Genomic DNA, 22,962 nt, shown 5'->3' with positions numbered 1-22,962 from the left:
AGGTCCGCGCTTGCCCGCCGCAGGAACGCGGCCGGGCCAGGTCTTCACCCGGGGCACCCCACCGCGAACCGAGGAGGGTTGCCGGCCAGCGAGCCGGGGCTTGGCGCTGGCGCTCATGACCTGCCCGGACTGTACCCGACGGCGATCAGGAGTCCCGCTCCAGCAGGAAGTAGTAGTGCCGGCTCCGGTGGAAGACCAGCGGCGACTTGCCGTTCATGATGCCCATCAGCGTGCGGTCGTCGACCCACTTGAAGTGGTCGAACACCGGCTGGTTGTCGTAGACCATCGTGGCGGTGACCTCGCCGCGGAACTCCACCTCCCACAGCGACGCCTCGCCGCCGCGCCCGAGGGCGGTGTTCGAGTAGAGCCGCCCGTTCTCGTCGCGACACATCAGTGGTTTGGCGTCCATCGGGCTGACGAACGTCTTGCCGTACCAGCGGGCGTCGATCAGGCCCTGGTGCAGGGGGTGCCCGGTGGCGAAGTCGGCGCCCTTCCAGGTGCCGAGGACGTCGTCGACGCGCGCGGTCGGTAGCGCCGCCCAGATCTCGTCGAGGTCGTCCGGCTGGACGCCTTCGGTCTGCCTGCGCAGCGCGGCGAAGCGGGCTCGTGCATCGGTCAGCAGCATGGCCGCGATGTTAACGACGATTCACATTGACAACCAGAGGGCGTCGTACGTACAACGTACGTGGGACGTACACAGTACGTCTGCTGCGGAGAACCGAGGCCCGGGAGGCCCGATGACGCTAACCAGCGACCAGCCCGCGGTGCGGACCGACCGCACGCCCGGACGCGTGCGGTCGGAACTGCTCGCAGCCGGTACGTGGTCGGCGCGGCACGGCGTCGCCCGGGTGGCGATGAAGCGCGCCCGCAAGCAGGGTGACCTGCAGGCCCAGCTGTTCTCCGACCCGGCGGTGCGCGCCGATCCGTTCCCGCTCTACGCTCGGATCCGCGAACGGGGTCCGGTGGTCAAGGGCTCGTTCCTGGCCGCGACCGCCAGCCATGCGGTGGCCGGGGCCACCCTGCGTAGCGACGCGTTCGGCGTGGTGTCGGACCCGGAGGCACTCCCACCGCTGGCCCGCTGGTTGATGACCCGGCCCAACCGGACGATCGGTCCGGTGACGCCGCCCTCGATGCTGGCCGTCGACCCGCCCGACCACACCCGCTACCGGCGGCTGGTCTCGAAGGTGTTCACCGCCAGGGCGATGGCCGCGATGCGCGGGCGGGTCGGCGACCTCGCCGACGAGCTGCTCGACCGGGCCGAGCGGGAGAGCCGTGCCGATCGGGCGCGTGGAGGCGCGCCGGTCGACCTGGTCAGTCGGTACGCGAGCCTGCTGCCGGTGACGATCATCGCCGAGATCCTCGGGGTGCCCACCGAGATGCGATCGACGTTCATCGCGTGGGGTGGCACCGCGGCGCCGGTGCTCGACATCGGGCTGTCCTACCGTGAGTACCGCCGGGTGGACCGGGCGATCCGTGAGCTCAACGAGTGGATGGCCGGCCACTTCACCCGGCTGCGGCGGGACCCCGGCGACGACCTGCTCAGCCAGCTCGTCCGGGCCGAGCACGAACTCACCGAGACCGAACTGCTCGCGATCGCCGGGCTGCTGCTGGCGGCCGGCTTCGAGACCACCGTGAACCTGATCGGAAACGGTGCCGCGCTGTTGCTGAAGCACCCCGACCAGCTGGCCGACCTCCGCGCGGACCCGGCCGGGTGGGGCAACGCGGTGGAGGAGATCCTCCGGTACGAGTCGCCGGTGCAGAACACCGCCCGGCGGGCCCTGCGCGACACCGAGGTCGCCGGGGTCAGGGTGCGGGAGAACACGTTCCTCTCGGTCCTGATCGGCGGCGCCAACCGCGACCCCGAGGTCTTCGACGACCCGGACCGCTTCGACGTCCACCGGGCGAACGCGCGGGAACACCTGGCGTTCTCCAGCGGCGTGCACTACTGCCTGGGTGCAGCGCTGGCCAGGATCGAGGGGGAGGAGGCGCTGCGACGGCTGTTCGAGCGCTATCCGAACCTCGCGGCGGCGGGGACTCCGCGCCGACGTCCCACCCGGACGCTGCGCGGCTACGACGAGCTGCCCGTGCGCCTCGGATAACGTCATCTCCGTGCGGAAGACCCCGGAGCCCGTGGTGCGGCTGGTGCTCACCCGGGAGCGGATCGTGCACGCCGCGGTCGAGCTGATCGAGCGGCACGGCGCCGAAGCGCTGTCGATGCGTGCGGTCGCGGCCGAGCTCGGCGTCGCGGTGATGTCGCTCTACAACCACGTCCCGAACAAGGCCGCGCTGATGGAGGGCGTGGCCGAGTACGTGGTGGCCGGCCTCGACACGGTGCCGTCCGGCACCGGCGACTGGCGGGAGGAGACCCGGGCGCTGGTGCGCGCCTTCCGGGCGGCGGCCCAGGATTACCCCCAGGCCATCCGGGTGGTGCTCACCCACTCGATCGACAGCACCGCCGCCTCCCGGCTCGCCGAGCGGGCCCTGTCGCTCGCGGCGAAGGCCGGGTTCGAGGGAGCCACCGCGGTCCGGATCGTGCACGCGCTGATGGCCTACGCGGTCGGCTCCCAGCTCCAGGCGCTCTGGCTGGGCCAGCTCATCGACCGGGTCTCCGAGGGCTCCGCGCCGGCCCTGGCGCGGGTCGACCCGGCGGAGTTCCCGCACGTGGTGGCTTCGGCGCCGGCGCTGCTCGCGCACGACCCCGAGGCCGACTTCGAGTTCGGCCTCGACCTCCTCGTCGCCGCGATCGACGCGCTGCCCCGTAAGTAGTCCCCGGAACGGCACGCGGACGAGCGTCGCCATACTGGTTGAACCAGTGAACCAGCAGACGTAGTCTGCTCGCATGCTGGAATACGTTCTGGTCTTCGCCGTACCGGTGTTCGTGCTGTTCGTCGCACTGGAGATCGCGTCCTACCGGTTCCTGAGCGACGAGAGCGAACTCGGGTACACCGCCTGGGACACCGTGACCAGCCTGTCGATGGGCCTCGGTTTCCTGATCGTGGAGGCCGGGTGGAAGCTCGTCACGCTCGGCGCGCTCACCGGCGTCTACCTGCTCACCCCGTTACGGCTGGACCCCACCTCGGTCTGGACCTGGGTGCTGCTGTTCTTCGCCGACGACTTCGTCTACTACTGGTATCACCGGTCGCACCACGAGGTCCGGATCCTCTGGGCGTCGCACGTCGTGCACCACTCCAGCCAGCGGTACAACTTCTCGACCGCGCTGCGCCAGCCCTGGACGCCGTTCACCGCGCTGCCGTTCTGGCTGCCGCTGGCCGCGATCGGCATTCCGCCGTGGATGATCTTCTTCCAGCTGTCGGTCAACCTGATCTACCAGTTCTTCCTGCACACCGAGCGGATCGGCACGATGCCGCGGTGGTTCGAAGCGGTGTTCAACACCCCGTCGCACCACCGGGTGCACCACGGCAGCCAGCAGGTGTACCTGGACCGCAACTACGGCGGCATCCTGATCCTCTGGGACCGGCTGTTCGGCACGTTCGAGCCGGAGGGCGAGCGGGTCGTCTACGGCCTGACCAAGAACATCAACACGTACAACCCGGTGAAGGTCGCGTTCGGCGAGTACGTGGCGATCGGACGGGCGCTGCGGACGGCGTCCGGCTGGCGCGACCGGGCCGGTCACCTGCTCCGCGGCCCGGGATGGGTGCCCGCACCGAAGCCGTAGAGTCGGGGCCGTGGCAGAACCGGTGGTCTTCGGTCCGATCGCCCGGAGCGGCGTCTCCGACGCCGTGTACCGGCAGTTGCGCGACGCGATCCTGACCGGCGCCCTGGCGGCCGGGACCTCGTTGCCGGGTGAGCGGGCGTTGGCCGAGCAGTTCGGGGTGGCAAGGCACGGGTTGCGTGAGGCGATCCGCCGGCTCCAGCAGGCTCGGCTGGTCGAGGTCAGCCACGGAGGCGCCACCCGGGTGCTGGACTGGCGGACGCACGCCGGTCTGGAGGTGCTCGGCGACCTCGCGGCCTCGGGTGAGCTGCCGGGCGGGGTGATCCTGCGGTCCGCGCTGGAGATGCGGCTCGCGATCGGGGTGGACGCCGCACGGCTCGCCGCGCTGCGAGCGGGACCCGTGGCCGCCGCCGAGATCGAGGAGTTCGTCACCGGGTCGGTGGGCGTGTCCGATCCGGTGGTCCTCGCCGAGCGCTACGAGCAGTTCTGGCGCTTGATCGTCGTCGCCGGGGAGAACCTCGCCTACCAGCTCGCGTACAACAGCCTGGTCACCGCCATGAACCAGAACGTGGCGGCGACCCGCGAGCTGAGCGCGCCGGAGGCGGCCGACCTGGCGACCCAGCGCGTGCTCGCGTCGGCGATCGCCGCCGCCGACGCCGAGGGTGCGGCATCGGCGGCGCGGCGGCTCACGTCGGTCATGCTCGAACGGCTCGGCGCCGACGGCACCGTCGGCACGGCGGTCGGCTGACGTCGCGTCAGCGGCGGACGCGGTTCGGGTCGGCGAGCGGGACGAGGCGACGCTCGCCGACGCGGGTGAGGAGCGCCAGCGGCGCCGTCGCGGCCTGAACCACGCGGGCGAGCCCCGGCCGGCCCTGTCGCCGGAGCAACAGCGGTCCGATGTCGCCCATCACCCGGGTCAGGGCGGGTAACGGCCGCCCGAACAGGGTGAGCTCGGTGATCCGGCCGTGCGCGTCGAAGCGCAGCAGCTGAGCCTCCTCGAACTGCTCACGCCCGGCGCGGCCGGTGAGGAACAGCGCGCGCGTGTGCTCGTCCCCGACCTCGGTGTGGTAGCGGAGATCGGAGAAGACCGCGGTCGCGGCGATCAGCATCTCGCGGACCTGATCCCGGCCGGTGAAGCGGAACGCCGCGGTGAGCGGGGAGATCGCCACGGCGTCCTCGGCCAGGCAGGCGGCGGCGGCCTCCGCGTCGCCGCGCTCGCCGGCCGCACGCCACGCGGCGGTCGTGGTCTCGGCGTTCGTCGGGACATCGGCGGAACTCGGAGCGTCGGGCTGGATCATCGCTGCCTCCCGGGCGTCGGTTGTGTTCACGGTAACGCTGTCGTCTACGCCGTGTCGACGTTTTGCGACCGATGTCGTCGGCTAGCGTCGGGCGGTGCGGGTATCGGGGCGGCTGCTGGCCGACGTACGTCCACTGCAGATCTCACCGGAGTTCCGCCGGCTCTGGTTCGGCCACGCGGTATCCACGATCGGCACCTGGATGACCGGGGTGGCCGTCGCCGTGCAGGTCTACGACCTCACGTCGTCGTCGTTCGCGGTCGGCGCCGTCGGGCTGGCCACGATGGTGCCCACCCTGCTGATGGGGCTGCTCGGCGGGTCGATCGCCGATGCGGTCGATCGGCGGCGTCTCGTCGTCGGCACCAGCTCCGGTCTCGCGCTGGTCGTGCTGCTGCTGGCCGCCCAGGCCGCTCTCGACCTCCGGCAGCTCTGGCTGCTCTACGCGCTGACCGCCGCGCAGTCGGCGCTGGCCGCGATCGACGCGCCGGCCCGCCGGACGTTCCTGCCCCGCTTGCTGCCCGCAGAGCTCCTCCCCGCGGCCGGCACGCTGATGCACTCCTCCTGGCAGGTCAGCGCCTTCATCGGCCCGCTGCTGGCGGGGGCGCTGGCAGCGTCGGCCGGAGTGTTCGCCGTCTACGCGGTGGATGCGCTGACCTACGTCCTCGCGGCCTGGATGACGACCCGAATCCGGCCGATGCCCCCGGAGGGCGGTGGCACCACCGCCGGCCTGCGGTCGGTGGTGGAGGGGCTGCGGTTCGCCCGGCGGCACCCGCTGGTCGCGGCGGTGCTGCTCGCCGACCTGAACGCCACCGTGCTCGCGATGCCGCACGCGCTCTTCCCCGAGCTGGCCGACACTCGCTTCGGTGGCGGCGCGCTCGCCACCGGCCTGCTCTACGCGGCGCCCGGCATCGGTGGCCTGGTCATCGCGGTCCTGTCCGGGCCGCTCGGCGGCGTCCGCAGGCAGGGTGTGGCGCTGATGCTCGCGGTGGGCTGCTGGGGTGTGGGCATGATCGGCCTCGGACTCAGCCCGACGCTCTGGCTGGCGCTCGGATTCCTGGCCGTGGCCGGGGCCGCCGACGTTGTCACGGTCGTCTACCGGGGTGCGATCCTCCAGCTCACCACCCCGGACGCGTACCGGGGGCGGATCAGCGGCCTGGACTTCGTGGTCGGCTCCGGCGGGCCACAGCTCGGCAACGCGCGGGCCGGCACGGTCGCGTCGGTGTCCGGACCGGCGACCGCCGCCGTGCTGGGCGGCGCCGCATGCGTGCTCGGCGCGTTCGCGCTGGCGGCGGCCGCCCCGGCGCTGGCCCGGTACCACCCGGCCGCCGCTGCCGTTCCGGAATAGCTCCGCGTAACCTGCGGTTGCGCTGAGCGAACCGAAGCGAGAGGGGCATTCGTGGCCGAGATCGATTCGCCGCCCGAGAGCATCGCCGAAGCCGCGCCCGCGCCGACGCCCGAGCGCCGACGCCGGGCCGGCGCCTTCCTCGGCGTCGTCCTGGTGATCTCCCTGCTCCTGTTCGGCGTGCCGTGGTGGACGCTGCTCGGCCCGTCCAACGACTGGCCGCTGCCGGTGGTCGTCGTCGGCTCGCTGGTCTTCCTCGCCGCGCTGGTCGGTCTGCCGCTCGCGATGATCCGGGGGCACGGGCAGCACGACGACCGCCTGTCCCGGATCGGCGACACGCTGCTCGGCGTCGTCTGGGTGCTCTTCGTCTGGTCGTTGATCGGCGACGTGCTGGGGCTCGCGCTCGCGCTGGGCGGCGTCGAGAACCCCGCGCGGTCCCGGATCGTCACCGCGTTCACGCTGGTCGTGAGCGTGGTCCTGCTGCTCTGGGGCCACTACGAGGCGATGCGGGTCTCCCGGGTCCGCGAGCTCGACGTGACGCTGCCGCGGCTCGGCGCCGGGCTGGACGGCACCCGGGTCGTGCTGATCGCCGACACCCACTACGGGCCGATCGACCGGGCCGAGTGGTCACGGAAGGTCACGGCAGTGATCAACACACTCGACGCGGACGTCGTCGCGCACGCCGGCGACATCGCCGACGGCACACCGGTGCAGCGGCGGGAGCAGTCCGCGCCGCTCGGCACGGTGACCGCGCGGTTGGCCAAGGTCTACGTCACCGGTAACCACGAGTACTTCAGCGAGGCGCAAGGCTGGCTCGACCGGATGGCCGAGCTGGGCTGGGAGCCGCTGCACAACCGGCACCTGGTCGTGGAGCGCGGCGGCGACCGGCTGGTGCTCGCCGGCGTCGACGACGTCACCGCCCGGTCGTCCGGACTGCCCGGCCACCGCACGGACCTGGCGGCCGCGCTCGCCGGGTCCGACCCGGACCTGCCGGTGCTGCTGCTGGCGCATCAGCCGAAGTTCATCCGGCGCGCCGCCGAAGCGGGCATCGATCTGCAGGTCTCCGGCCACACCCACGGCGGGCAGATGTGGCCGTTCAACTTCCTCGTGCGGCTGGACCAGCCGGTCGTCCGCGGCCTCTCGCGTCACGGCGAGCGCACCCAGCTCTACACCAGCCGCGGCACCGGCTTCTGGGGCCCGCCGTTCCGGATCTTCGCGCCGAGCGAGATCACGGTGCTGACGCTGCGGAGCGCGGCTTAACGCTGCTCGACGTTGTCCAGGAGCAGGTGCACGGTGAGCTCCAGGCGGGCCGCGACGTCGCTCACCGAGGCCCGGCGGGTCACCCAGGCCACCAGGTTGGAGAGCCAGACGTCGCCGATCACCCGGGCGATCGCGCGGTCGTCGGCGTTCGGCTCGGCGTGCATCGCCCGCCCGAACATCTCTTCCATCAACCGGGCCACGGTGTCGACCTCGGCCGAGACGCTGGCGTCCGCGAACATGAACGCGCGGGTCATCGCCTCGGTGAGCTGCGGGAACCGCTGCAGCTTGCGGGTGACCCGCCCGAGCACGAACAGCACTCGCTCGCTCTGCGTCTCGCCGGGGATCTCGATCCGGTCGAGCTTCTCCAGCGCCTGCTCGAACTCCCGGGCCAGGCCGGTGACCAACAGGTGGTTCTTCGAGGGGAAGTACCGGTAGAGCGTGCCGAGCGCGACGTCGGCGTTCTCCGCGACCGCCCGCATCTGCACGGCCTCGTAGCCGCCCTTGGTCGCGAGTGCGATCGTGGCGTCGAGCATTCGCTTGCGGCGGTCGCGCTGGGCGGCCGAGCCCAGGTCGTCCTCGGTCAGCGAGTTGAGCGCGTTCAGGACGCCCTGGCCGCCACCGCGCGCACGAGATGGGCTCGCCATCGGGTCTACCCCCTGGATCGATCGACCCGGCCGTAGACACGATCGGGGTACTTTCCGTGCGGACGGCGGTTGCCGGCCGCGCACGCCTTAGAGTACCCCGGCCGAAGAGTCACACGTTCTAGTGCCATCGGGTGTTGACGTTCCCGTAACACCCCCATCGTCCGGAGCTGATGGGGCAGAAAACCTCATCTCCACCCAGGAAGCTGACGCGAATCCGATAGAACCTGTTCTAGTATCCGGCCGTGGACTTCACTCCCGACCCGCCGCTGCGGGACGCCGCCGAGCTGGCCGCGCTGGTGGTCGAGCGGTCCGCGCAGGACGAGCTCTGGGCGGCGCTGGTCGACGCCGGCCTGGTCGAGCTGGCGCTGCCCGCCGAGGTCGGCGGCGACGATCTGGGGCCGGCCGGTGCCGCGGTCGTGCTCACCGAGCTGGGGCGTCGGGCGGTCTCCACCCCGCTCTACGCCACGCTGGCCCTGGGCGCGCTGACGCTGTCCCGGTGCGGCGCGGGCGCATCGCTTCTCCGCCGGGTGGTGGACGACGGCGCGGTGCTGAGCGCGGCGTTGCACGAACCGTCGACGCCGTTCCCCGACGAGCCGCGCACGCTGGCCGTTCCCGGCGCGGACGGCTACCGGGTGAGCGGCGTCAAGCTCGGTGTACCGGACGCGGACGCGGCCGAACGGATCCTGGTGCCGGTGACCCGTAGCCCGGGTGGCCCGGCGTTGCTGCTCGTCGATCCGTCCGCGCCGGGGGTCCAGGTGTCCCGGGTGCCGGGAGCCGGGCCGAACGCCCCGTTCCGGCTCGGGCTGGACGCGGTGGCCGTTCCGGCCGACGCTCTGGTCGGCGGCCCGGCCGCGATCGCGGAGCTGTACCGGCTCGCGGTCGCCGGGGCGGTCAGCTACGGCGACGGACTGCTGGCCGGCGCGCTGGCGCTCACCACCGCCCACGTCGCGTCCCGGCAGCAGTTCGGCCGGCCGCTCGCGACGTTCCAGGCGGTCGCCCAGCAGATCGCCGACGTCTACCTGGCCTCCCGGACGATGCACCTGCTCGCCCAGTCCACGGTCTGGCGGCTGCAGACCGGTGCCGATCCGGGCACCGACGCGGAGGTAGCCGCCTACTGGGTCGCGACCGCTCTCCCGGCCGCGCTCGGCACCTGCCACCACCTGCACGGTGGACTCGGCCTCGACCGGGACTACCCGCTGCACCGGTTCTCGGCGGCGGCGAGCGACCTGGCCCGGTTGGTCGGCGGTTCGGACGCCACGCTGGACCTCCTCGGCGCGCGGTACCTGGAGAGCAAATGCTGATCGACCTGACACCGGAGCAGCGCGCGCTGCGCGACGAGTTACGCGCCTACTTCGCCGGCGTGCTGTCGCCCGACGAGCGGGACGCGATGCGGGTCGACCGGCACGGACCGGTCTACCGGGAGCTGATCCGGCGGCTCGGCCGGGACGGCTGGCTGGGGCTGGGCTGGCCGACCGAGTACGGCGGGCGCGGGCTCGGACCGGTCGAGCAGCAGCTGTTCGTGAACGAGGCGGCGCGGGCGGACGTCCCGCTGCCGTCGGTCACCCTGGAGACGGTCGGCCCGACGCTGCAGCGGTACGGCACCGACGAGCAGAAGGCCCGGTTCCTGCCGCTGATCCTGCGCGGTGAAGTCCACTTCGCGATCGGCTACACCGAGCCGGAAGCCGGTACCGACCTGGCGTCGCTGCGCACCAAGGCGGTCCGCGACGGTGACACCTACGTCGTCGACGGCCAGAAGATCTTCACCACCGGCGGCCACGACGCCGACTTCATCTGGCTGGCCTGCCGCACTGACCCGGACGCCCCGAAGCACCGGGGCATCTCGATCCTGATCGTCGACACCACCGACCCCGGGTACTCCTGGACGCCGATCATCACCTCCGACGGCGCCCACCACGTCAACGCGACGTATTACCGCGGCGTCCGGGTGCCGGTGAGCATGCGGGTGGGGGACGAGAACCGCGGGTGGCGGCTGATCACCACCCAGCTCAACCACGAACGCGTGATGCTCGGTCCGGCCGGGCGGATCGCCGGGCTGCTCGACCGCGTGCGGGACTGGGCGGCGACCCGGTCCGGCCCGGACGGTGTGCCGCTGCTCGACCGCCCGGACGTGCGCCGCGTGCTGGCTCGGGCACACGCCACCCAGCGGGCCAACGAGCTGCTGAACTGGCAGGTTGCGGCGTCCGCTGGGCGCGATCTGGGCGCCGCCGAGATCGCCGACGCGTCCGCGACCAAGGTGTTCTCCGCGCAGGCCGCGCAGTGGGTCGGGCGGGAGCTGGAGGACGTGGTGGCCCGGCACGGTGATCCGGCCGACCCGGAGACCGCGGCGCTGCTGCGCTGGCTGGACGTCCAGCGCAAACGCAACACCGTGCTGACGTTCGGCGGCGGCGTCGACGAGATCCAGCGGGAACTGATCGCCACGGCGGGCCTCGGCCTGGAGAGGGTGCCCCGATGAGTGCGACCGACATCCTCGCCGCCGCCGAGCGAATCCGCGCACGAGGGGAGAGCGAGCCGTCCACGGCGCGCGACCCCGTGAACGAAGCGACGCTGCACGCGTGGCTGGACGCCCTGGGCGAGACGAACCCCGTCTACACCGACGACGACGCCGCGCGCGCCGCCGGACACCCCGGCGTCGTCGTGCCGCCGGCGATGATCCAGGTCTGGACGATGCCAGGGCTGGGCCGGGTGCGCCCCGCCGACGACCCGCTCTGGGCGATGCTCAACGTGCTCAGCGACGCCGGGTATCCGTCGATCGTCGCCACCGACTGCGACCAGACCTACCACCGCTACCTGCGCCCCGGTGAGCTGTTGACGGTGCGCTCCCGGCTGGGCGATGTCAGGGGTCCGAAGCAGACCGCGCTCGGCGAGGGCTGGTTCGTGACCACGCACAACACCTGGTACGTCGGGGACGAGCCGGTGGCCGAGATGGAGTGGCGGGTCCTGAAGTTCCGGCCTCGGGAGAAGAAACCGGATCGCTCGGCGGTCCTGCGCCCCGTGGTCAGCCGGGACACCGAGTTCTTCTGGGAGGGGACGTCCGCGCGAGAGCTCCGGATCCAGCGCTGCGAGAAGTGCGGGGCGCTGCGGCACCCGCCGGGGCCGATGTGCGTGGCGTGCGGCGCGGACGCGTCCGGCTACGTGGTGGCATCCGGGCTCGGCACGGTCTTCAGCTACGTCGTCCACCACCACCCTCCGGTGCCCGGTCGGGAGACGCCGTACGTGGTCGCGCTGGTGGAGCTGGACGAGGGGGTCCGGATGCTCGGCGAGGTGCTGGACGTCGACCCGGACGTCGTCCGGATCGGAACACCGGTGGAAGTGACCTGGGACCGGATCGACGACGAACTCACGTTGCCCGCCTGGAGGGTGCGATGAAGATCGGCGAAGCCCTTCCGGAGCTGAGCCTCGACGCCACCCCGACGTTCGTGGTGAGCACCGCACTGGCCACCCGGGACTTCCAGGAGGTGCACCACGACCGTGATCTCGCCGTGGCGCGTGGCTCGCAGGACATCTTCCTCAACATCCTGACGACGACCGGGCTGGTGCAGCGGTACGTCACCGACTGGGCCGGTCCGGCGGCACGGGTCGGGCGGGTCGCAATCCGCCTCGGCGTGCCCTGTTACGCCTACGACCGGCTGACGTTCTCCGGTGAGGTGACCGCGGTGGACGGCTCGGCGCTCACGGTCTCCGTGGTCGGCCGGGTGAGCCGGGGGAACCACGTGACCGGAACCGTGGAGGTGACGGTGTGACCGGGTTGTCCGGGTCGGCCGCGATCGCCGGGATCGGCGCGACCGACTTCTCCAAGGACTCCGGGCGGAGCGAGCTGAAGCTCGCCGTCCAGGCCGTCCGGGCCGCGCTGGACGACGCCGGGCTGTCCCCGGCGGACGTCGACGGAATGGTCAGCTTCACCCAGGACACGAACACCGAGATCGCGGTCGCTCGCGAGTTGGGCGTTCCGGAGCTCTCGTTCTTCAGCCGGATCCACTACGGCGGCGGCGCGGCGTGCGCCACCGTCCAGCAGGCCGCGATGGCGGTGGCGACCGGCGTCGCGGAGGTCGTCGTCTGCTACCGGGCGTTCAACGAGCGCTCCGGGCACCGGTTCGGGCAGGTGCAGCCCGGGCTGGCGGGTGCGCCGACGTCGTCGGGCGTGGACGCCGGCTGGTCGTATCCGTTCGGCCTCGGTACCCCGGCGAGCTGGGTCGCGATGTTCGCCCAGCGGTACCTGCACACCTACGGTGCGTCCTCGCAGGATCTGGGGCGGGTGGCGGTGACGATGCGGGCGCACGCGGCGTCCAACCCGGCCGCGTGGTTCTACGAACGGCCGATCACGCTCGCCGACCACCAGGCCTCCCGCTGGATCTGCGAGCCGCTGCGCTTGTTCGACTGCTGCCAGGAGAGCGACGGGGCGGTGGCGGTCGTCGTGACGTCGGTGTCCCGGGCGCGGGACCTCCGCCGGCCGCCGGCGGTCATCCGGGCCGCGGCGCAGGGGAGCGGCTCCGACCAGTTCGTGATGACCAGCTACTACCGCGACGACCTGACCGGGCTACCCGAGCTGGGCGTCGTCGCCCGGCAGCTGTGGGGACAGGCCGGAATCGGGCCCGCCGACGTGGACGTCGCCGTGCTCTACGACCACTTCACGCCGTTCGTCCTCGTGCAGTTGGAGGAGCTGGGTTTCTGCGGCCGCGGGGAGGCGCCGGGGTTCGTCGCGTCGGGCGCGCTGGGGCTGGACGGTGCGTTGCCGACCAACCCGCACGGCGGACAACTCGGTGAGGCGTACATCCACGGCATGAACGGCATCGCCGAGGCGGTGCGGCAGGTGCGCGGCACCGCGGTGAACCAGGTGGCGGGAGCGTCCACGGTGCTGGTCACCGCCGGCACCGGCGTCCCCACCAGCGGCCTGGTCCTGAGCGGTGCGTGACTACTGCCGGATTGCTCCAGCCATTGCTGCAGTGATCCGGTAGTTCACAGCTTGTGGGCCAGTGCGCCGTAGCAGGACACCTCTTCGGGGGTGGGGCGGGGCGCCGGCTCGCCCTCGGCCCGCCACTCGCTGATCGGAACGATGCCCGGCTCCACGATCTCCAGGCCGGTGAAGAAGCGCGCGATCTCGTCCTTCGACCGCACCTGCGACGGGTTGGGGGTCTTCGCGTCCGCCGCCGCCACCTTGGCTCTGGTCTCGGCGGAGACGAAGTCGGCCGTGCCGTGTGAGATCGTCAGGCAGCTCCCGGGCGCGCACGCGTCGACCAGCGTCGCGACGTGGGCGTACGGGGTGTCCTCGTCCCGGACCAGGTGTAACAGCGCGACCAGCATCAGCCCGACCGGCTGCCGGAAGTCGAGGCTCTTCGCGGCCCGCTCCAGGATGTCCTCGGGCTGCCGGAAGTCCCCGTCCAGGTAGTCCGTGGCGCCCCCGCGCAGCAGCGCGCGGGCGTGCACCAGCACGATCGGGTCGTTGTCGACGTAGACGACGCGCGACTCCGGCGCCACCGACTGCGCGACCTCGTGGGTGTTGTTCGCGCTCGGAATGCCGGTGCCGATGTCGAGGAACTGTCGGATCCCGCACTCCACCGCCAGGAATCGGACGGCCCGGCGGAGGAAGCGGCGGTTCTCGATCGCGAGCGTCCGGATGCTCGGGTACGCCGCGGCGATCGCGTCACCGGCGGCCCGGTCGGCGGCGAAGTTGTCCTTGCCGCCGAGCCAGTAGTCGTACCGACGGGCCGGGTGCGCGACCGACGTGTCGATGCCCGGAGGAGCCACTTCATCGTTCACGGCGTCAGGATACGGGCGATGTCTACAGTGCACCGGCGGCATCGAGTGCCGCGAGGTAGCCGGAGGTCATCGCGGGGCCGAGCGTCGCACCGGGGCCCGCGTACGTGCGCCCCATCACCAGTGCGCTGGTGTTGCCCGCCGCGTACAGGCCCGGGATCACCGAGCCGTCCGCGCGGAGCACGCGGGACCGCTCGTCGGTGACCAGCCCGCCCTTCGTGCCGAGGTCGCCGGGCACGATCTTCACCGCGTGGAACGGCGGCTTCGTCAGCGGCGCCAGGCACGGGTTCGGCTTCACCCGCGGGTCGCCGTAGTACCGGTCGTAGGCCGACTCTCCCCGGCCGAAGTCGAGGTCGCGGCCGTTCTCGGCGAAGCCGTTGAACCGGGCGATGGTCGCCTCGAGCGCCGAGGAGGGCACCCCGATCTTGGTCGCCAGCCCGGCGAGGGTCGACGACTTCGCCGCGACTCCGGCCCGGTACCATGAGCTCGGCAGCGGCTGGCGCGGCCCACGGGCGGTGAACAGGTACCGGTCGCGGTACCGCTGGTCGAACACCAACCAGGTCGGCACCCGCGGCGTCTCGCCGTCGTACATCGCGTGCACGGCGTCGACGTAGGGCGCGGCCTCGTTGACGAACCGCTCGCCGTCGACGTCGACCAGGACGCAGCCCGGCAGCGACCGCTCGGCGAGCAGGAAGTACGGCCCGCGCGGCAGCGGCACCGAGGGCCCCCACCAGGCGTCGTCCATCAGCCGGACCGCGGCGCCGAGATCCTGCGCGGCACGGATGCCGTCGCCGGTGTTCGCTTCGGCGCCGACCGTCCACTCGGTGCCGATCGGCTCCCGCTGGTACCGCTTGCGCAGCGTGTCGTCCCGCTCGAAACCCCCAGCGGTGAGCACGACACCCCGCTCGGCCAGCACCTGCTCCGGTTCGGTACCGCGCAGCGCGACCTCGACCCCGACCACCCGGCCGTCCCGCACCACGAGCTCGATCAGCGGCGTCGACAGCCAGACCGGCACGTCCCGGCGGACCAGGCCCGCTCGCAGCCCGGCGGCGAGCGCCTGGCCCATCGTGAGCAGTTCGCGGCGGCGGAGCCGGCTGACCCACGCCCGGCCACCGACGCGGGCGGCGGTGGTCAGGCCGCGCGGATGGCGGGCGACCAGGTTGAGCCAGCGGAACTCGGCCTGGGTGATCGCCAGCCCGGCCTTGGCCGCCAAGTACGGCGGTTCGAGCGTCGACCGCAGCCCTCCGAGCACCGACGACGGCAGCGGGCGCGGTTCGATCGAGCGCCCGGTCGGCCGGCCGCCTGGTGCCTCGGGGTAGTAGTCGGGATAGCCGCGCACCCACCCCAGGCGGAGCGGCGTCTCCTTCTCGAGGAGCTGCAGCATGTCCGGGCCGTGGCGGAGGAACGCGTCCTGCAACACGGCGGGATCCTCGTCACCGGGGCGGGCCGCGGCCGCGACGATGTGGGCGAGGTAGGTACGCGCCGCCTCCTGGTCGTCGACGACCCCGTCCCGCTGCAGGACGTGGTTGTTCGGTATCCAGACGCCGCCACCGGACCGGGCGGTCGACCCGCCGTAGCGCGACGTCTTCTCCAGCACGATCGCGCGCAGGCCCGACGCGGCGGCGGTGAGTGCCGCGGTCATACCGGCGCCCCCGGCACCGACGACGACCAGGTCGAACTTCTGGGCAGCGGACATCGACGCTCCTCGCGGTCATGGCCAGATCTGTAACACGTTATAGACACAACCGGCCGCACCGCTATGGTGTGAGGAGGCTTCGTTAGAACGCGTTCTAGCTCGGAGGTGCACCGGTGCTCGACCTCTCCACGCTCGCGGCGGCGGCCGACGCGCTCCGCGCCGCCGAACGGGATCGGACGCCGATACCCCCGTTGATCACCACGTACCCCGGCATCGACGTGGGCGACGCGTACCGGATCCAGCTGCGGAACATCGAGCGGCGGCTGTCCGGCGGCGGCCGGGTCGTCGGACACAAGGTGGGGCTCTCGTCCAAGGCCATGCAGCAGATGATGGGCGTGGACGAACCGGACTACGGGCACCTGCTCGCCGACATGGCGCACACCGAGGACGTCCCGGTGGACACCGGGCGCTATCTCCTGCCTCGGGTAGAGCCGGAGGTCGGGTTCATCCTCGGCGACGACCTTCCCGAGGACTGCACGGAGGAACAGGCCCTGGCGGCCACCGAGGCGATCGCGCCGGCGCTGGAGCTGATCGACAGCCGGATCGTCGACTGGAAGATCGCGCTGCCCGACACGATCGCCGACAACGCCTCGTCCGCCGGTTTCGTGCTGGGGTCGACCCGGCTCGACCCGCGGAGCGTCGACCTCACCGCGCTGCCGGTGCGGATGTTCCGCAACGACGAAGAGGTCGGCGTCGGGGCGTCGTCGGCGGTGCTGGGTAACCCGTTGGTCGCGGTCGCCTGGCTGGCCCGCACCGTCGCGCGGTTCGGCGTCCGACTGGAGGCCGGGCACGTCGTGCTGCCCGGCTCCTGCACACGGGCGGTCGACGCTCGCCCCGGCGACGTGTTCCGCGCCGAGTTCGGCGTGCTCGGAGCGGTCCAGCTCGCCTTCCAGCCTGCTGCGGACGAGTCGCAGCTGCGCAACGTCGGACAGATTCCTACCCAGCGAGGTGGTGTGTGAGTACCGCACGAGCAGCGATCGTCGGATCCGGCAACATCGGCACCGACCTGATGTACAAGCTGTTGCGCTCGGAGCACATCGAGCCGCGGTGGATGATCGGGATCGACCCGGCCAGCGAAGGGCTCCGGCTCGCGTCCGAGGCCGGGCTGGAGGTGAGCGCCCAGGGCATCGACTGGCTATTGGCGCAGGACGAGCGGCCGGATCTGGTGTTCGAGGCGACGTCGGCGTACGTGCACCGGGCGAACGCGCCGCGCTACGCCGAGGCGGGTATCACCGCCATCGACCTCACTCCGGCGGCGATCGGCCCGGCCGTCGTCCCGCCGGTGAACCTCGGCGACGAGCTGGGCGCCACGAATGTCAATCTGATCACCTGCGGTGGCCAGGCGACGATTCCGATGGTGGCCGCGGTGTCCCGGGCGACGCCGGTCCACTACGCGGAGATCGTCGCCACGGTGGCGTCGAAATCCGCCGGGCCGGGTACCCGGGCGAACATCGACGAGTTCACCCGGGCGACCAGCCGTGGCCTCGAAGTGATCGGGGGAGCACGAAGGGGCAAGGCGATCATCGTGCTCAACCCGGCCGATCCGCCGATGATCATGCGCGACACGATCTTCTGCGCAGTGGACCTCGACGCCGATACGGACGCGATCGCCGCCTCGGTGAACCAGATGGTCGCCGATGTGGCGACGTACGTGCCCGGATACCGCCTGCTCAACGACGTCCAGTTCGACGAGGCGGATGGGCAGGCACGGGTGAGCATCTTCATCGAGGTGGAGGGCGCAGGTGACTTCCTGCCGCCCTACGCGGGCAACCTCGACATCATGACCGCGGCCGCGGCGCGGGTCGGCGCCGAGCTGGCGACGGCTACTCAGGAGGTGTCGTTGTGACCGACATTCGCATCACCGACACGTCGCTGCGGGACGGCTCGCACGCGAAGCGGCACCAGTTCACGGTCGACGAGGTCCGCGCGGTCGTCGGGGCACTCGATGCGGCAGGCGTCCCGGTGATCGAGGTGACGCACGGCGACGGGCTGGGTGGCTCCTCGTTCACGTACGGATTCAGCCACACGCCCGAGCAGGAGCTGATCCGGACCGCGGTGGCCACCGCACAGCGCGCGAAGATCGCGTTCCTGATGCTGCCCGGCGTCGGGGTGAAGGACGACATCCGTGCGTCGGCTGAGAACGGGGCGTCGATCTGCCGGGTCGCCACGCACTGCACCGAGGCCGACGTCTCGATCCAGCACTTCGGGCTCGCTCGCGACCTCGGCCTGGAGACCGTCGGGTTCCTGATGATGTCCCACTCCCAGCCGCCCGAGGCGCTGGCGAAGCAGGCCCGGATCATGGCCGACGCCGGCTGCCAGTGCGTCTACGTCGTCGACTCCGCCGGAGCGCTGGTGATGGACCAGGTCGGCGACCGGGTGTCCGCGCTCGTCGCCGAGCTGGGCGACGACGCCCAGGTGGGCTTCCACGGCCACGAGAACCTGGGGTTGGGCGTCGCCAACTCGGTGCTGGCCGTCCGCGCCGGTGCGAAACAGATCGACGGCTCGACGCGGCGGTTCGGCGCCGGCGCGGGCAACACGCCGGTCGAGGCGTTCGTCGGCGTCTGCGACAAGCTCGGCATCGAGACCGGGATCGACTTCTTCGCGATCGTCGACGCCGCCGAGGACGTGGTGCTGCCGACGATGCCGGAGGAGTGCAAGCTCGACCGGATGGCGCTGATCATGGGGTACGCCGGGGTGTACTCCAGCTTCCTGAAGCACGCGTTCCGGCAGGCCGAGCGGTACAACGTCTCGGGGGCGGAGATCCTGGTGCGCGCCGGGGCGCGGAAGCTGGTGGGTGGTCAGGAGGACCAGCTGATCGACATCGCGCTGGAACTTCAGCGGGAAGCGGCCGCCGCGACGAACCAGTCCCCGGTCAAGACCGGCTGACCGCCGATCTCGGCGGCGAGCTGGTCGGCGGTGAGGAACCGCTTGAACACGTGGTGCCGGGAGCCGTCGTTGAGGATCCGTTCCTGCTGCTGCTCAGGGGTGCCCCCGGGGCGGAGTGCGGTGTCCACGACGACGAGCTCCCGGGCGACCCGCCGGGCCTCGGCGAGGAATGCGGCACGCTCCGCGGGCGGCAGGTGCCCGTAGAAGTGGCCGGTGAACACCCGGTCGAAGCTGTCGTCGGCGAACGGCAGGTCCAGGGCGTCACCGCGCAGGGCGACGCCGTCCGGCAACCGCCGCTGGGCCAGCGCCACCATCGCCGGACTCTGGTCGACGGCCACCACGTACCCACGCAGATGCTGGGTGAGGAACCCGCTGCCACAGGCGACGTCGAGCGTGCGGGCGGGCGGCAACGCGTGCACGAACCGGCAGAGTTCGTCGACCTCGGCGGCCCACCCCGGCCTCGGCCGGGCGGCGAACCGGCCGAGGCTCGCGTACCACTCGTCGTACTCCGCGGCGCGCTGCTCGTAGTAGGCCGCCGTCCCGGGATCTCGCGCGAACGCTGGCATACGTCCACGATGCCTCAGAACCAGGCCGGCGCGCTGTCGGGATTATGCTCCCGCGGACAACTAGCCGATGAGCTTGTCGACGTCGGCGGCGTACACGACCATCCAGTGCGGCTGCAGCCGGTAGTAGACCACCTCGTTGTCCCAGTCGAAGGCGGTGCTGCCGTAGAAGTCCTTGAAGTAGGCCAACAGGTCCGGCCAGTCCGCGGCGGGCTCACCGTCCGCGGGGTTGAGGATCTCGACCGTGCCGTGGGTGAACACGCCCAGGTCCTCACCGCGCAGGTGCGCGACGCTGGCGGCCGGACGGGCGGCGAGGTGACGGGCCTTCGCGGCGGTGCGCGCCGTACCGAAGTACCACTTGCCGCGGAGGAAGTGTCCGTCCACGCCACTGATCCGCGGCTCACCCTTCGCCGTCACCGTGGACAGCGCGAGGGTGCACATGCCGGTGAGTACCCGGGTGAGCTGCTCGGCGGTGATGGTGCGCTCGGTGACGATCGAGCGCAGGTGCGAGGTGGAGCGGGCGAGGGAGGCGTCCAGGAGGTCCTGGATCGCCCGGAGATCTGCTGGTGTTTCGCGCATCGAGGTCCTTCGCTGGCGGTTGGGCCGGTCACTCTCGTCGATGACATCGACCGGCGAAGCCAGGTTTCCTCCAAACCCTGACACCCTGTGTCGGGGTTTCGGCGCGCTCAGCGGGATTCGAGGACGATCAGTGGGATCTCGCGGGACGCCCAGGATTGGTACGTGTCGAAGTCGGCGTACGCCTCGACCGCCACCTGCCACCGCCGCGCCCGCTCCGCTCCCTCGGCGACCCGGGCGCGCACCGACCGCCGCGAGCCCCGGATCTGCACGGACGTCTCGGGCGACGCGCACAGGTTCAGGTACCACTGCGGGTGCGCCTCCAGCCCACCCTGCGACGCGACCACCAGCAGGTCGTCCCCGTCCACCGCGTAGAGGACCGGGGTCGTGAACGGCCGTCCGGACTTCCGGCCCCGATGATCGAGCAGGAGAACCGGCACCGGCTTGCGGAACCCGGCCCCCACCCGCCACTTCCCGCCGATCCGCCCGCGGGTGCGCCGGTAGAGCCATACCTGGGTCTTCGCCAGGTACTTGAAGATCTTCGGGAGCAGCGGCGAGTCCAGCTGGGACGGCCGGGGCGGGGCGGCCATCAGTCGTAGCTGACCGTGTACGGGCCGCCGCGGGGGAGCGACTGGCACGCCAGCACGAACCCCTCGGCGAGGTCCTGCTCGTCGAGCACCTCGTTGTTCACCATCTCGACCTCGCCGCTGACCAGCCGGCAGGTGCACGCACCGCAGCGCCCCTCGCGGCAGGACGACGGGGCGGCGAGCCCGTGGTCGACGAGAACGTCGAGCATCCGTCGCCCGTCCGGCCACGCCAGCGCGTGCGTCGCCCCGTCGATCTCCACCGACAGCGGTTCGCCCTCGGTCGCCGCCGTCGCGTCGGGAACCTTCCCCGTGACGAACGGATCTTCGGCGAGCGACTGGAACCGCTCCACGTGGACGCGCGCCACGTCCAGGTCGCGTAGCGCGACGTCCGCAGCGGCCATGAACTCGGTCGGCCCGCACAGGAACACCTCGGCGCCGGACGCCCAGGGTGCCAAGATCGCGCCGAGCGCGGACGGCGTCGGCAACCCGCTGACGCTCTCCAGCCAGTGCACCACGGTGAGCCGATCCGGGTACTTCGCGACGAGTTTCCGGAGCGCGTCGGCGAAGATCACCGAACGCTCGTCACGGTTGGCGTAGACCAGGGTGGCGTGCCCGTTGCCGGACGCCAGCACCGTTCGCACGATCCCCAGCACCGGAGTGATCCCGCTGCCGGCGGCGACCAGCAGGAACGAACCGTCCAGCGATCGTGGCGTGAAGCGGCCCGCGGGCGGCAGCACCTCCAGGACGTCGCCCGCCGTGACGTGCGAGCACAGCCAGACCGAGCCGAACCCGTCGGCCGTGCGCTTCACCGTGATCGTCAGCGGGTCCCCCGGCGCGTTGCAGAGCGAGTAGCACCTGGCCACCGCCGCCGGGTCCACCGGCACCCGCACGGTGAGGAACTGGCCGGGCTTGTGCGCGAACACCTCGGCGAGGTCCGGTGGCACGTCGAGGACGAACGACCGCGCGTCGTCGGTCTCGGCGACCACCTCGGCCACCCGCAGCTGGTACGCGGTCATGAGGCGTCCTCTGGAGTGAGCATCGCAGGGAGTCCTGGCGACCGAGGAGCGGAGCGGAGGAGGGCGCCGGGGTACGACGTCACTGAGCCTCCGCGGCCCGGATCGCTGCGGCCAGGCGTCCGCACGCCCGGACCGGCGTCCCGGCGGCGCCCCGGTCGAGCAACTCGGGGCACGCCGCGTCGGCCGGCCACTGGATCGACGTCTGCTGGGCGCTCGCCCGGCGCACCAGCACGGTCGTGGCGCACGAGCCGCAGGTCACCGGGTGGAAGTCGCCGTGCAGCTGCTCCTCCCGGTGACCGTCCCGCATGAGAGAACGGGTCACGAGTCCGCCACCTTTGCGGCCCGCGCCAGGTTGTCCGCCACCTCTTGTTCCCAGCTCTCCACGGCGCGCGTGGTGTCCACCTCGAACTCGAACCGGGCCACCATGTCGCCGCTCACGTCGGCGGCGTCCACGTAGAACTGGTCGTACCAGCGACGCAGCTGGTAGACCGGCCCGTCCTCCTCGCAGAGCAGCGGGTTCTCGATCGGTGCCTTGTTCCGCCAGATCTCGACGTCCTGCAGGAAACCGACGCCGTAGCTCTTCGAGAGTTTCTTCGCGATCTTGTTCGACGTGACCTCGTCGACCCCCGGAATGTTCTTCACCATGAGGCCCCACTGCAGCAGGAACGACGTCGGCGAGACCGGGTAGTGGCAGTTGATCAGCACGGTCTCCAACGTGAAACCGTTGGCCATGTCGTTCCACAGGTAGTCGATCATGTACGACGGCCCGTAGTAGGACGCCTCCGAGCGGAGCATGTCCTCCGGGCTGGCGTTCTGGGCCAGCCCGACGTCCGGCCGGGACCGCGAGTGCAGGTACTGGCTCGCGACGTGGCCCTCGAACACGTTCTTGAAGTACACCGGGAACGCGTGGTGGATGTAGAAGAAGTGGGCCATGTCGACCACGTTGTCGATGATCTCGCGGCAGTTGGAGCCCTCGACCAGGAGGCTGTCCCACACCCAGGCGCTGTACTGGTCGCGATTCGCGATCTCCGGGATGTCGACGCCGGGAGGCGGGGGATTGCCCTCGGGATCGTTGTAGACGAAGAGCTGATCGTTGCGCTCGAGCGTCAGCCACGACTTCGTCCGCGCCCGCGGCGGCACCCGCCTTGCGTACGGAATCGCCGCGCACTTCCCGTTCCCCGACCACCTCCAGTCGTGGAATGGGCAGGCGACCGCGTCGCCCTTGATCGTGCCTTGCGTCAGATCACCGCCCATGTGGCGGCAGTACCCGTCGAGCACGTGCAGGGTGCCTGCGGAGTCGGCGAACACCACGAGCTTGGTGCCGAACGCGTGCACCGCGTGCGGCGCGCCGTCGCGGAACTGCTCCGCCAACCCGAGGCAGTGCCAGCCGCGCGCGTAGCGGGTCTGTGGCTTACCCCAGTCGATCGTGCGAACCGATCCGTGGTCACCGTCGGAGCTCGTCAGCGTCATGCTGAACCTCCCGATCTGTCGGGCCCTGACGTAGAACAGGTTATAGTTTGAGGGCATGGGAGCGCCACCCGGCTCTGACATGGGGCTCCTCGACACAAAAAAGAACGTGTTCTAGGGTAGGCCGCACTTCGAAGGCCAGCAGACCGCCGCGGCCGACGCGCACGGCGTACGCGCCAACTTCA

24 protein-coding genes, 1 pseudogene and 1 riboswitch are annotated in these 22,962 nt (G+C 71.4%); of the genes and pseudogenes, 14 read left to right on the top strand and 11 right to left on the bottom strand.

Annotated features, from left to right (window positions below):
• Window position 1: 1 nt before the first annotated feature.
• Window positions 2-121, bottom strand: a riboswitch (SAM riboswitch).
• A gap of 24 nt (window positions 122-145) precedes the next feature.
• Complete coding sequence (locus ABEB28_RS08975; protein ID WP_345727517.1) at window positions 146-625, bottom strand: DUF4334 domain-containing protein; 480 nt, start codon at window positions 623-625, stop codon at window positions 146-148.
• Window positions 626-737: 112 nt separating this feature from the next.
• Between ABEB28_RS08975 and ABEB28_RS08970 the strand changes: the two genes are divergently transcribed.
• The 4 genes from ABEB28_RS08970 (at window position 738) to ABEB28_RS08955 (ending at window position 4,421) form a co-directional block, all read left to right on the top strand.
• Window positions 738-2,099 (top strand): cytochrome P450, encoded by a 1,362-nt coding sequence (locus tag ABEB28_RS08970; RefSeq protein WP_345727516.1) that lies wholly within the window; start codon window positions 738-740, stop codon window positions 2,097-2,099.
• A gap of 10 nt (window positions 2,100-2,109) precedes the next feature.
• Window positions 2,110-2,766, top strand: a complete 657-nt coding sequence (locus ABEB28_RS08965; protein WP_345727515.1) for a TetR/AcrR family transcriptional regulator — start codon at window positions 2,110-2,112, stop codon at window positions 2,764-2,766.
• Between the two features lie 73 nt (window positions 2,767-2,839).
• Window positions 2,840-3,676: a sterol desaturase family protein gene (locus tag ABEB28_RS08960; RefSeq protein WP_345727514.1), complete on the top strand. Its 837-nt coding sequence runs from the start codon at window positions 2,840-2,842 to the stop codon at window positions 3,674-3,676.
• Between the two features lie 10 nt (window positions 3,677-3,686).
• Entirely contained in the window at window positions 3,687-4,421 is a 735-nt protein-coding gene (locus ABEB28_RS08955) for a FadR/GntR family transcriptional regulator (RefSeq protein ID WP_345727513.1), read from the top strand.
• 7 nt (window positions 4,422-4,428) lie between these two features.
• Here the strand turns inward: ABEB28_RS08955 and ABEB28_RS08950 are convergent, their stop codons facing one another.
• The gene (locus tag ABEB28_RS08950; protein ID WP_345727512.1) at window positions 4,429-5,001 is read right to left on the bottom strand and encodes a nuclear transport factor 2 family protein; all 573 of its coding nucleotides are present in this window, start codon (window positions 4,999-5,001) and stop codon (window positions 4,429-4,431) included.
• A gap of 64 nt (window positions 5,002-5,065) precedes the next feature.
• Between ABEB28_RS08950 and ABEB28_RS08945 the strand changes: the two genes are divergently transcribed.
• Complete coding sequence (locus ABEB28_RS08945; RefSeq protein WP_345727511.1) at window positions 5,066-6,313, top strand: MFS transporter; 1,248 nt, start codon at window positions 5,066-5,068, stop codon at window positions 6,311-6,313.
• A gap of 51 nt (window positions 6,314-6,364) precedes the next feature.
• Entirely contained in the window at window positions 6,365-7,570 is a 1,206-nt protein-coding gene (locus ABEB28_RS08940) for a metallophosphoesterase (RefSeq protein WP_345727510.1), read from the top strand.
• On the opposite strand, the gene kstR is transcribed toward ABEB28_RS08940, so the two are convergent.
• Window positions 7,567-8,214, bottom strand: coding sequence for a cholesterol catabolism transcriptional regulator KstR (kstR, locus tag ABEB28_RS08935; RefSeq protein WP_345727509.1), 648 nt, complete (start codon window positions 8,212-8,214; stop codon window positions 7,567-7,569). The genes ABEB28_RS08940 and kstR overlap by 4 nt on opposite strands.
• Before the next feature lie 242 nt (window positions 8,215-8,456).
• Between kstR and ABEB28_RS08930 the strand changes: the two genes are divergently transcribed.
• From ABEB28_RS08930 to ABEB28_RS08910, 5 genes are read left to right on the top strand one after another with little or no spacing between them, the layout of a single operon-like run.
• On the top strand, window positions 8,457-9,515 hold the full coding sequence (locus ABEB28_RS08930; RefSeq protein ID WP_345727508.1) for an acyl-CoA dehydrogenase family protein: 1,059 nt from the start codon (window positions 8,457-8,459) through the stop codon (window positions 9,513-9,515).
• Window positions 9,509-10,687 carry an acyl-CoA dehydrogenase family protein gene (locus ABEB28_RS08925; protein WP_345727507.1) on the top strand — a complete coding sequence of 393 codons (1,179 nt, stop codon included), beginning with the start codon at window positions 9,509-9,511 and terminating at the stop codon, window positions 10,685-10,687. Before ABEB28_RS08930 ends, ABEB28_RS08925 begins: the two co-directional genes overlap by 7 nt.
• Entirely contained in the window at window positions 10,684-11,601 is a 918-nt protein-coding gene (locus ABEB28_RS08920; protein ID WP_345727506.1) for a bifunctional MaoC family dehydratase N-terminal/OB-fold nucleic acid binding domain-containing protein, read from the top strand. The genes ABEB28_RS08925 and ABEB28_RS08920 overlap by 4 nt, the downstream gene beginning before the upstream one ends.
• On the top strand, window positions 11,598-11,975 hold the full coding sequence (locus tag ABEB28_RS08915; RefSeq protein ID WP_345727505.1) for a MaoC family dehydratase: 378 nt from the start codon (window positions 11,598-11,600) through the stop codon (window positions 11,973-11,975). The genes ABEB28_RS08920 and ABEB28_RS08915 overlap by 4 nt, the downstream gene beginning before the upstream one ends.
• Window positions 11,972-13,144, top strand: coding sequence for a lipid-transfer protein (locus tag ABEB28_RS08910; RefSeq protein ID WP_345727504.1), 1,173 nt, complete (start codon window positions 11,972-11,974; stop codon window positions 13,142-13,144). Before ABEB28_RS08915 ends, ABEB28_RS08910 begins: the two co-directional genes overlap by 4 nt.
• Window positions 13,145-13,188: 44 nt before the next feature.
• Here the strand turns inward: ABEB28_RS08910 and ABEB28_RS08905 are convergent, their stop codons facing one another.
• A complete protein-coding gene (locus ABEB28_RS08905) occupies window positions 13,189-13,989 on the bottom strand; it encodes an SAM-dependent methyltransferase (protein WP_345727503.1) in 801 nt (266 codons plus the stop codon).
• Between the two features lie 22 nt (window positions 13,990-14,011).
• A complete protein-coding gene (kstD, locus tag ABEB28_RS08900) occupies window positions 14,012-15,682 on the bottom strand; it encodes a 3-oxosteroid 1-dehydrogenase (RefSeq protein WP_345727502.1) in 1,671 nt (556 codons plus the stop codon).
• Window positions 15,683-15,795: 113 nt separating this feature from the next.
• Between kstD and ABEB28_RS08895 the strand changes: the two are divergent.
• From ABEB28_RS08895 to dmpG, 3 genes and pseudogenes are all read left to right on the top strand, one after another.
• Window positions 15,796-16,572 (top strand): annotated as a pseudogene (locus tag ABEB28_RS08895) (2-keto-4-pentenoate hydratase); the annotation flags it as partial.
• 65 nt (window positions 16,573-16,637) lie between these two features.
• Window positions 16,638-17,528 (top strand): acetaldehyde dehydrogenase (acetylating), encoded by an 891-nt coding sequence (locus ABEB28_RS08890; protein ID WP_345727500.1) that lies wholly within the window; start codon window positions 16,638-16,640, stop codon window positions 17,526-17,528.
• A complete protein-coding gene (gene dmpG, locus ABEB28_RS08885) occupies window positions 17,525-18,568 on the top strand; it encodes a 4-hydroxy-2-oxovalerate aldolase (protein WP_345727499.1) in 1,044 nt (347 codons plus the stop codon). The genes ABEB28_RS08890 and dmpG overlap by 4 nt, the downstream gene beginning before the upstream one ends.
• Here the strand turns inward: dmpG and ABEB28_RS08880 are convergent.
• The 6 genes from ABEB28_RS08880 to ABEB28_RS08855 all read right to left on the bottom strand — a co-directional run bounded on the left by ABEB28_RS08880 (window position 18,517) and on the right by ABEB28_RS08855 (window position 22,780).
• Complete coding sequence (locus ABEB28_RS08880; RefSeq protein WP_345727498.1) at window positions 18,517-19,134, bottom strand: class I SAM-dependent methyltransferase; 618 nt, start codon at window positions 19,132-19,134, stop codon at window positions 18,517-18,519. The genes dmpG and ABEB28_RS08880 overlap by 52 nt on opposite strands.
• Before the next feature lie 60 nt (window positions 19,135-19,194).
• The gene (locus ABEB28_RS08875; RefSeq protein ID WP_345727497.1) at window positions 19,195-19,710 is read right to left on the bottom strand and encodes a pyridoxamine 5'-phosphate oxidase family protein; all 516 of its coding nucleotides are present in this window, start codon (window positions 19,708-19,710) and stop codon (window positions 19,195-19,197) included.
• Between the two features lie 107 nt (window positions 19,711-19,817).
• On the bottom strand, window positions 19,818-20,297 hold the full coding sequence (locus ABEB28_RS08870) for a nitroreductase family deazaflavin-dependent oxidoreductase (protein ID WP_345727496.1): 480 nt from the start codon (window positions 20,295-20,297) through the stop codon (window positions 19,818-19,820).
• Entirely contained in the window at window positions 20,297-21,310 is a 1,014-nt protein-coding gene (locus ABEB28_RS08865) for a 2Fe-2S iron-sulfur cluster-binding protein (RefSeq protein WP_345727495.1), read from the bottom strand. Before ABEB28_RS08865 ends, ABEB28_RS08870 begins: the two co-directional genes overlap by 1 nt.
• A 79-nt stretch (window positions 21,311-21,389) precedes the next feature.
• The gene (locus ABEB28_RS08860; protein ID WP_345727494.1) at window positions 21,390-21,632 is read right to left on the bottom strand and encodes a hypothetical protein; all 243 of its coding nucleotides are present in this window, start codon (window positions 21,630-21,632) and stop codon (window positions 21,390-21,392) included.
• Window positions 21,629-22,780, bottom strand: a complete 1,152-nt coding sequence (locus ABEB28_RS08855) for a 3-ketosteroid-9-alpha-monooxygenase, oxygenase component (RefSeq protein WP_345727493.1) — start codon at window positions 22,778-22,780, stop codon at window positions 21,629-21,631. The genes ABEB28_RS08860 and ABEB28_RS08855 overlap by 4 nt, the downstream gene beginning before the upstream one ends.
• Between the last annotated feature and the right edge of the window lie 182 nt (window positions 22,781-22,962).

Source organism: Cryptosporangium minutisporangium (assembly GCF_039536245.1).
GTDB classification, from domain to species: domain Bacteria; phylum Actinomycetota; class Actinomycetes; order Mycobacteriales; family Cryptosporangiaceae; genus Cryptosporangium; species Cryptosporangium minutisporangium.
This window is presented reverse-complemented; position numbering and strand designations above follow the sequence as displayed.

Bases quoted from the DNA above. Each gene is read 5' to 3' on its own strand.
- ABEB28_RS08865 (WP_345727495.1), bottom strand. From the start codon at position 21,310: ATGACCGCGTACCAGCTGCGGGTGGCCGAGGTGGTCGCCGAGACCGAC.
- ABEB28_RS08880 (WP_345727498.1), bottom strand. From the start codon at position 19,134: ATGCCAGCGTTCGCGCGAGATCCCGGGACGGCGGCCTACTACGAGCAG.
- ABEB28_RS08960 (WP_345727514.1), top strand. From the start codon at position 2,840: ATGCTGGAATACGTTCTGGTCTTCGCCGTACCGGTGTTCGTGCTGTTC.
- ABEB28_RS08975 (WP_345727517.1), bottom strand. From the start codon at position 625: ATGCTGCTGACCGATGCACGAGCCCGCTTCGCCGCGCTGCGCAGGCAG.
- kstR (WP_345727509.1), bottom strand. From the start codon at position 8,214: ATGGCGAGCCCATCTCGTGCGCGCGGTGGCGGCCAGGGCGTCCTGAAC.
- ABEB28_RS08915 (WP_345727505.1), top strand. From the start codon at position 11,598: ATGAAGATCGGCGAAGCCCTTCCGGAGCTGAGCCTCGACGCCACCCCG.
- ABEB28_RS08870 (WP_345727496.1), bottom strand. From the start codon at position 20,297: ATGGCCGCCCCGCCCCGGCCGTCCCAGCTGGACTCGCCGCTGCTCCCG.
- ABEB28_RS08925 (WP_345727507.1), top strand. From the start codon at position 9,509: ATGCTGATCGACCTGACACCGGAGCAGCGCGCGCTGCGCGACGAGTTA.
- ABEB28_RS08875 (WP_345727497.1), bottom strand. From the start codon at position 19,710: ATGCGCGAAACACCAGCAGATCTCCGGGCGATCCAGGACCTCCTGGAC.
- ABEB28_RS08920 (WP_345727506.1), top strand. From the start codon at position 10,684: ATGAGTGCGACCGACATCCTCGCCGCCGCCGAGCGAATCCGCGCACGA.
- ABEB28_RS08855 (WP_345727493.1), bottom strand. From the start codon at position 22,780: ATGACGCTGACGAGCTCCGACGGTGACCACGGATCGGTTCGCACGATC.
- kstD (WP_345727502.1), bottom strand. From the start codon at position 15,682: ATGTCCGCTGCCCAGAAGTTCGACCTGGTCGTCGTCGGTGCCGGGGGC.
- ABEB28_RS08970 (WP_345727516.1), top strand. From the start codon at position 738: ATGACGCTAACCAGCGACCAGCCCGCGGTGCGGACCGACCGCACGCCC.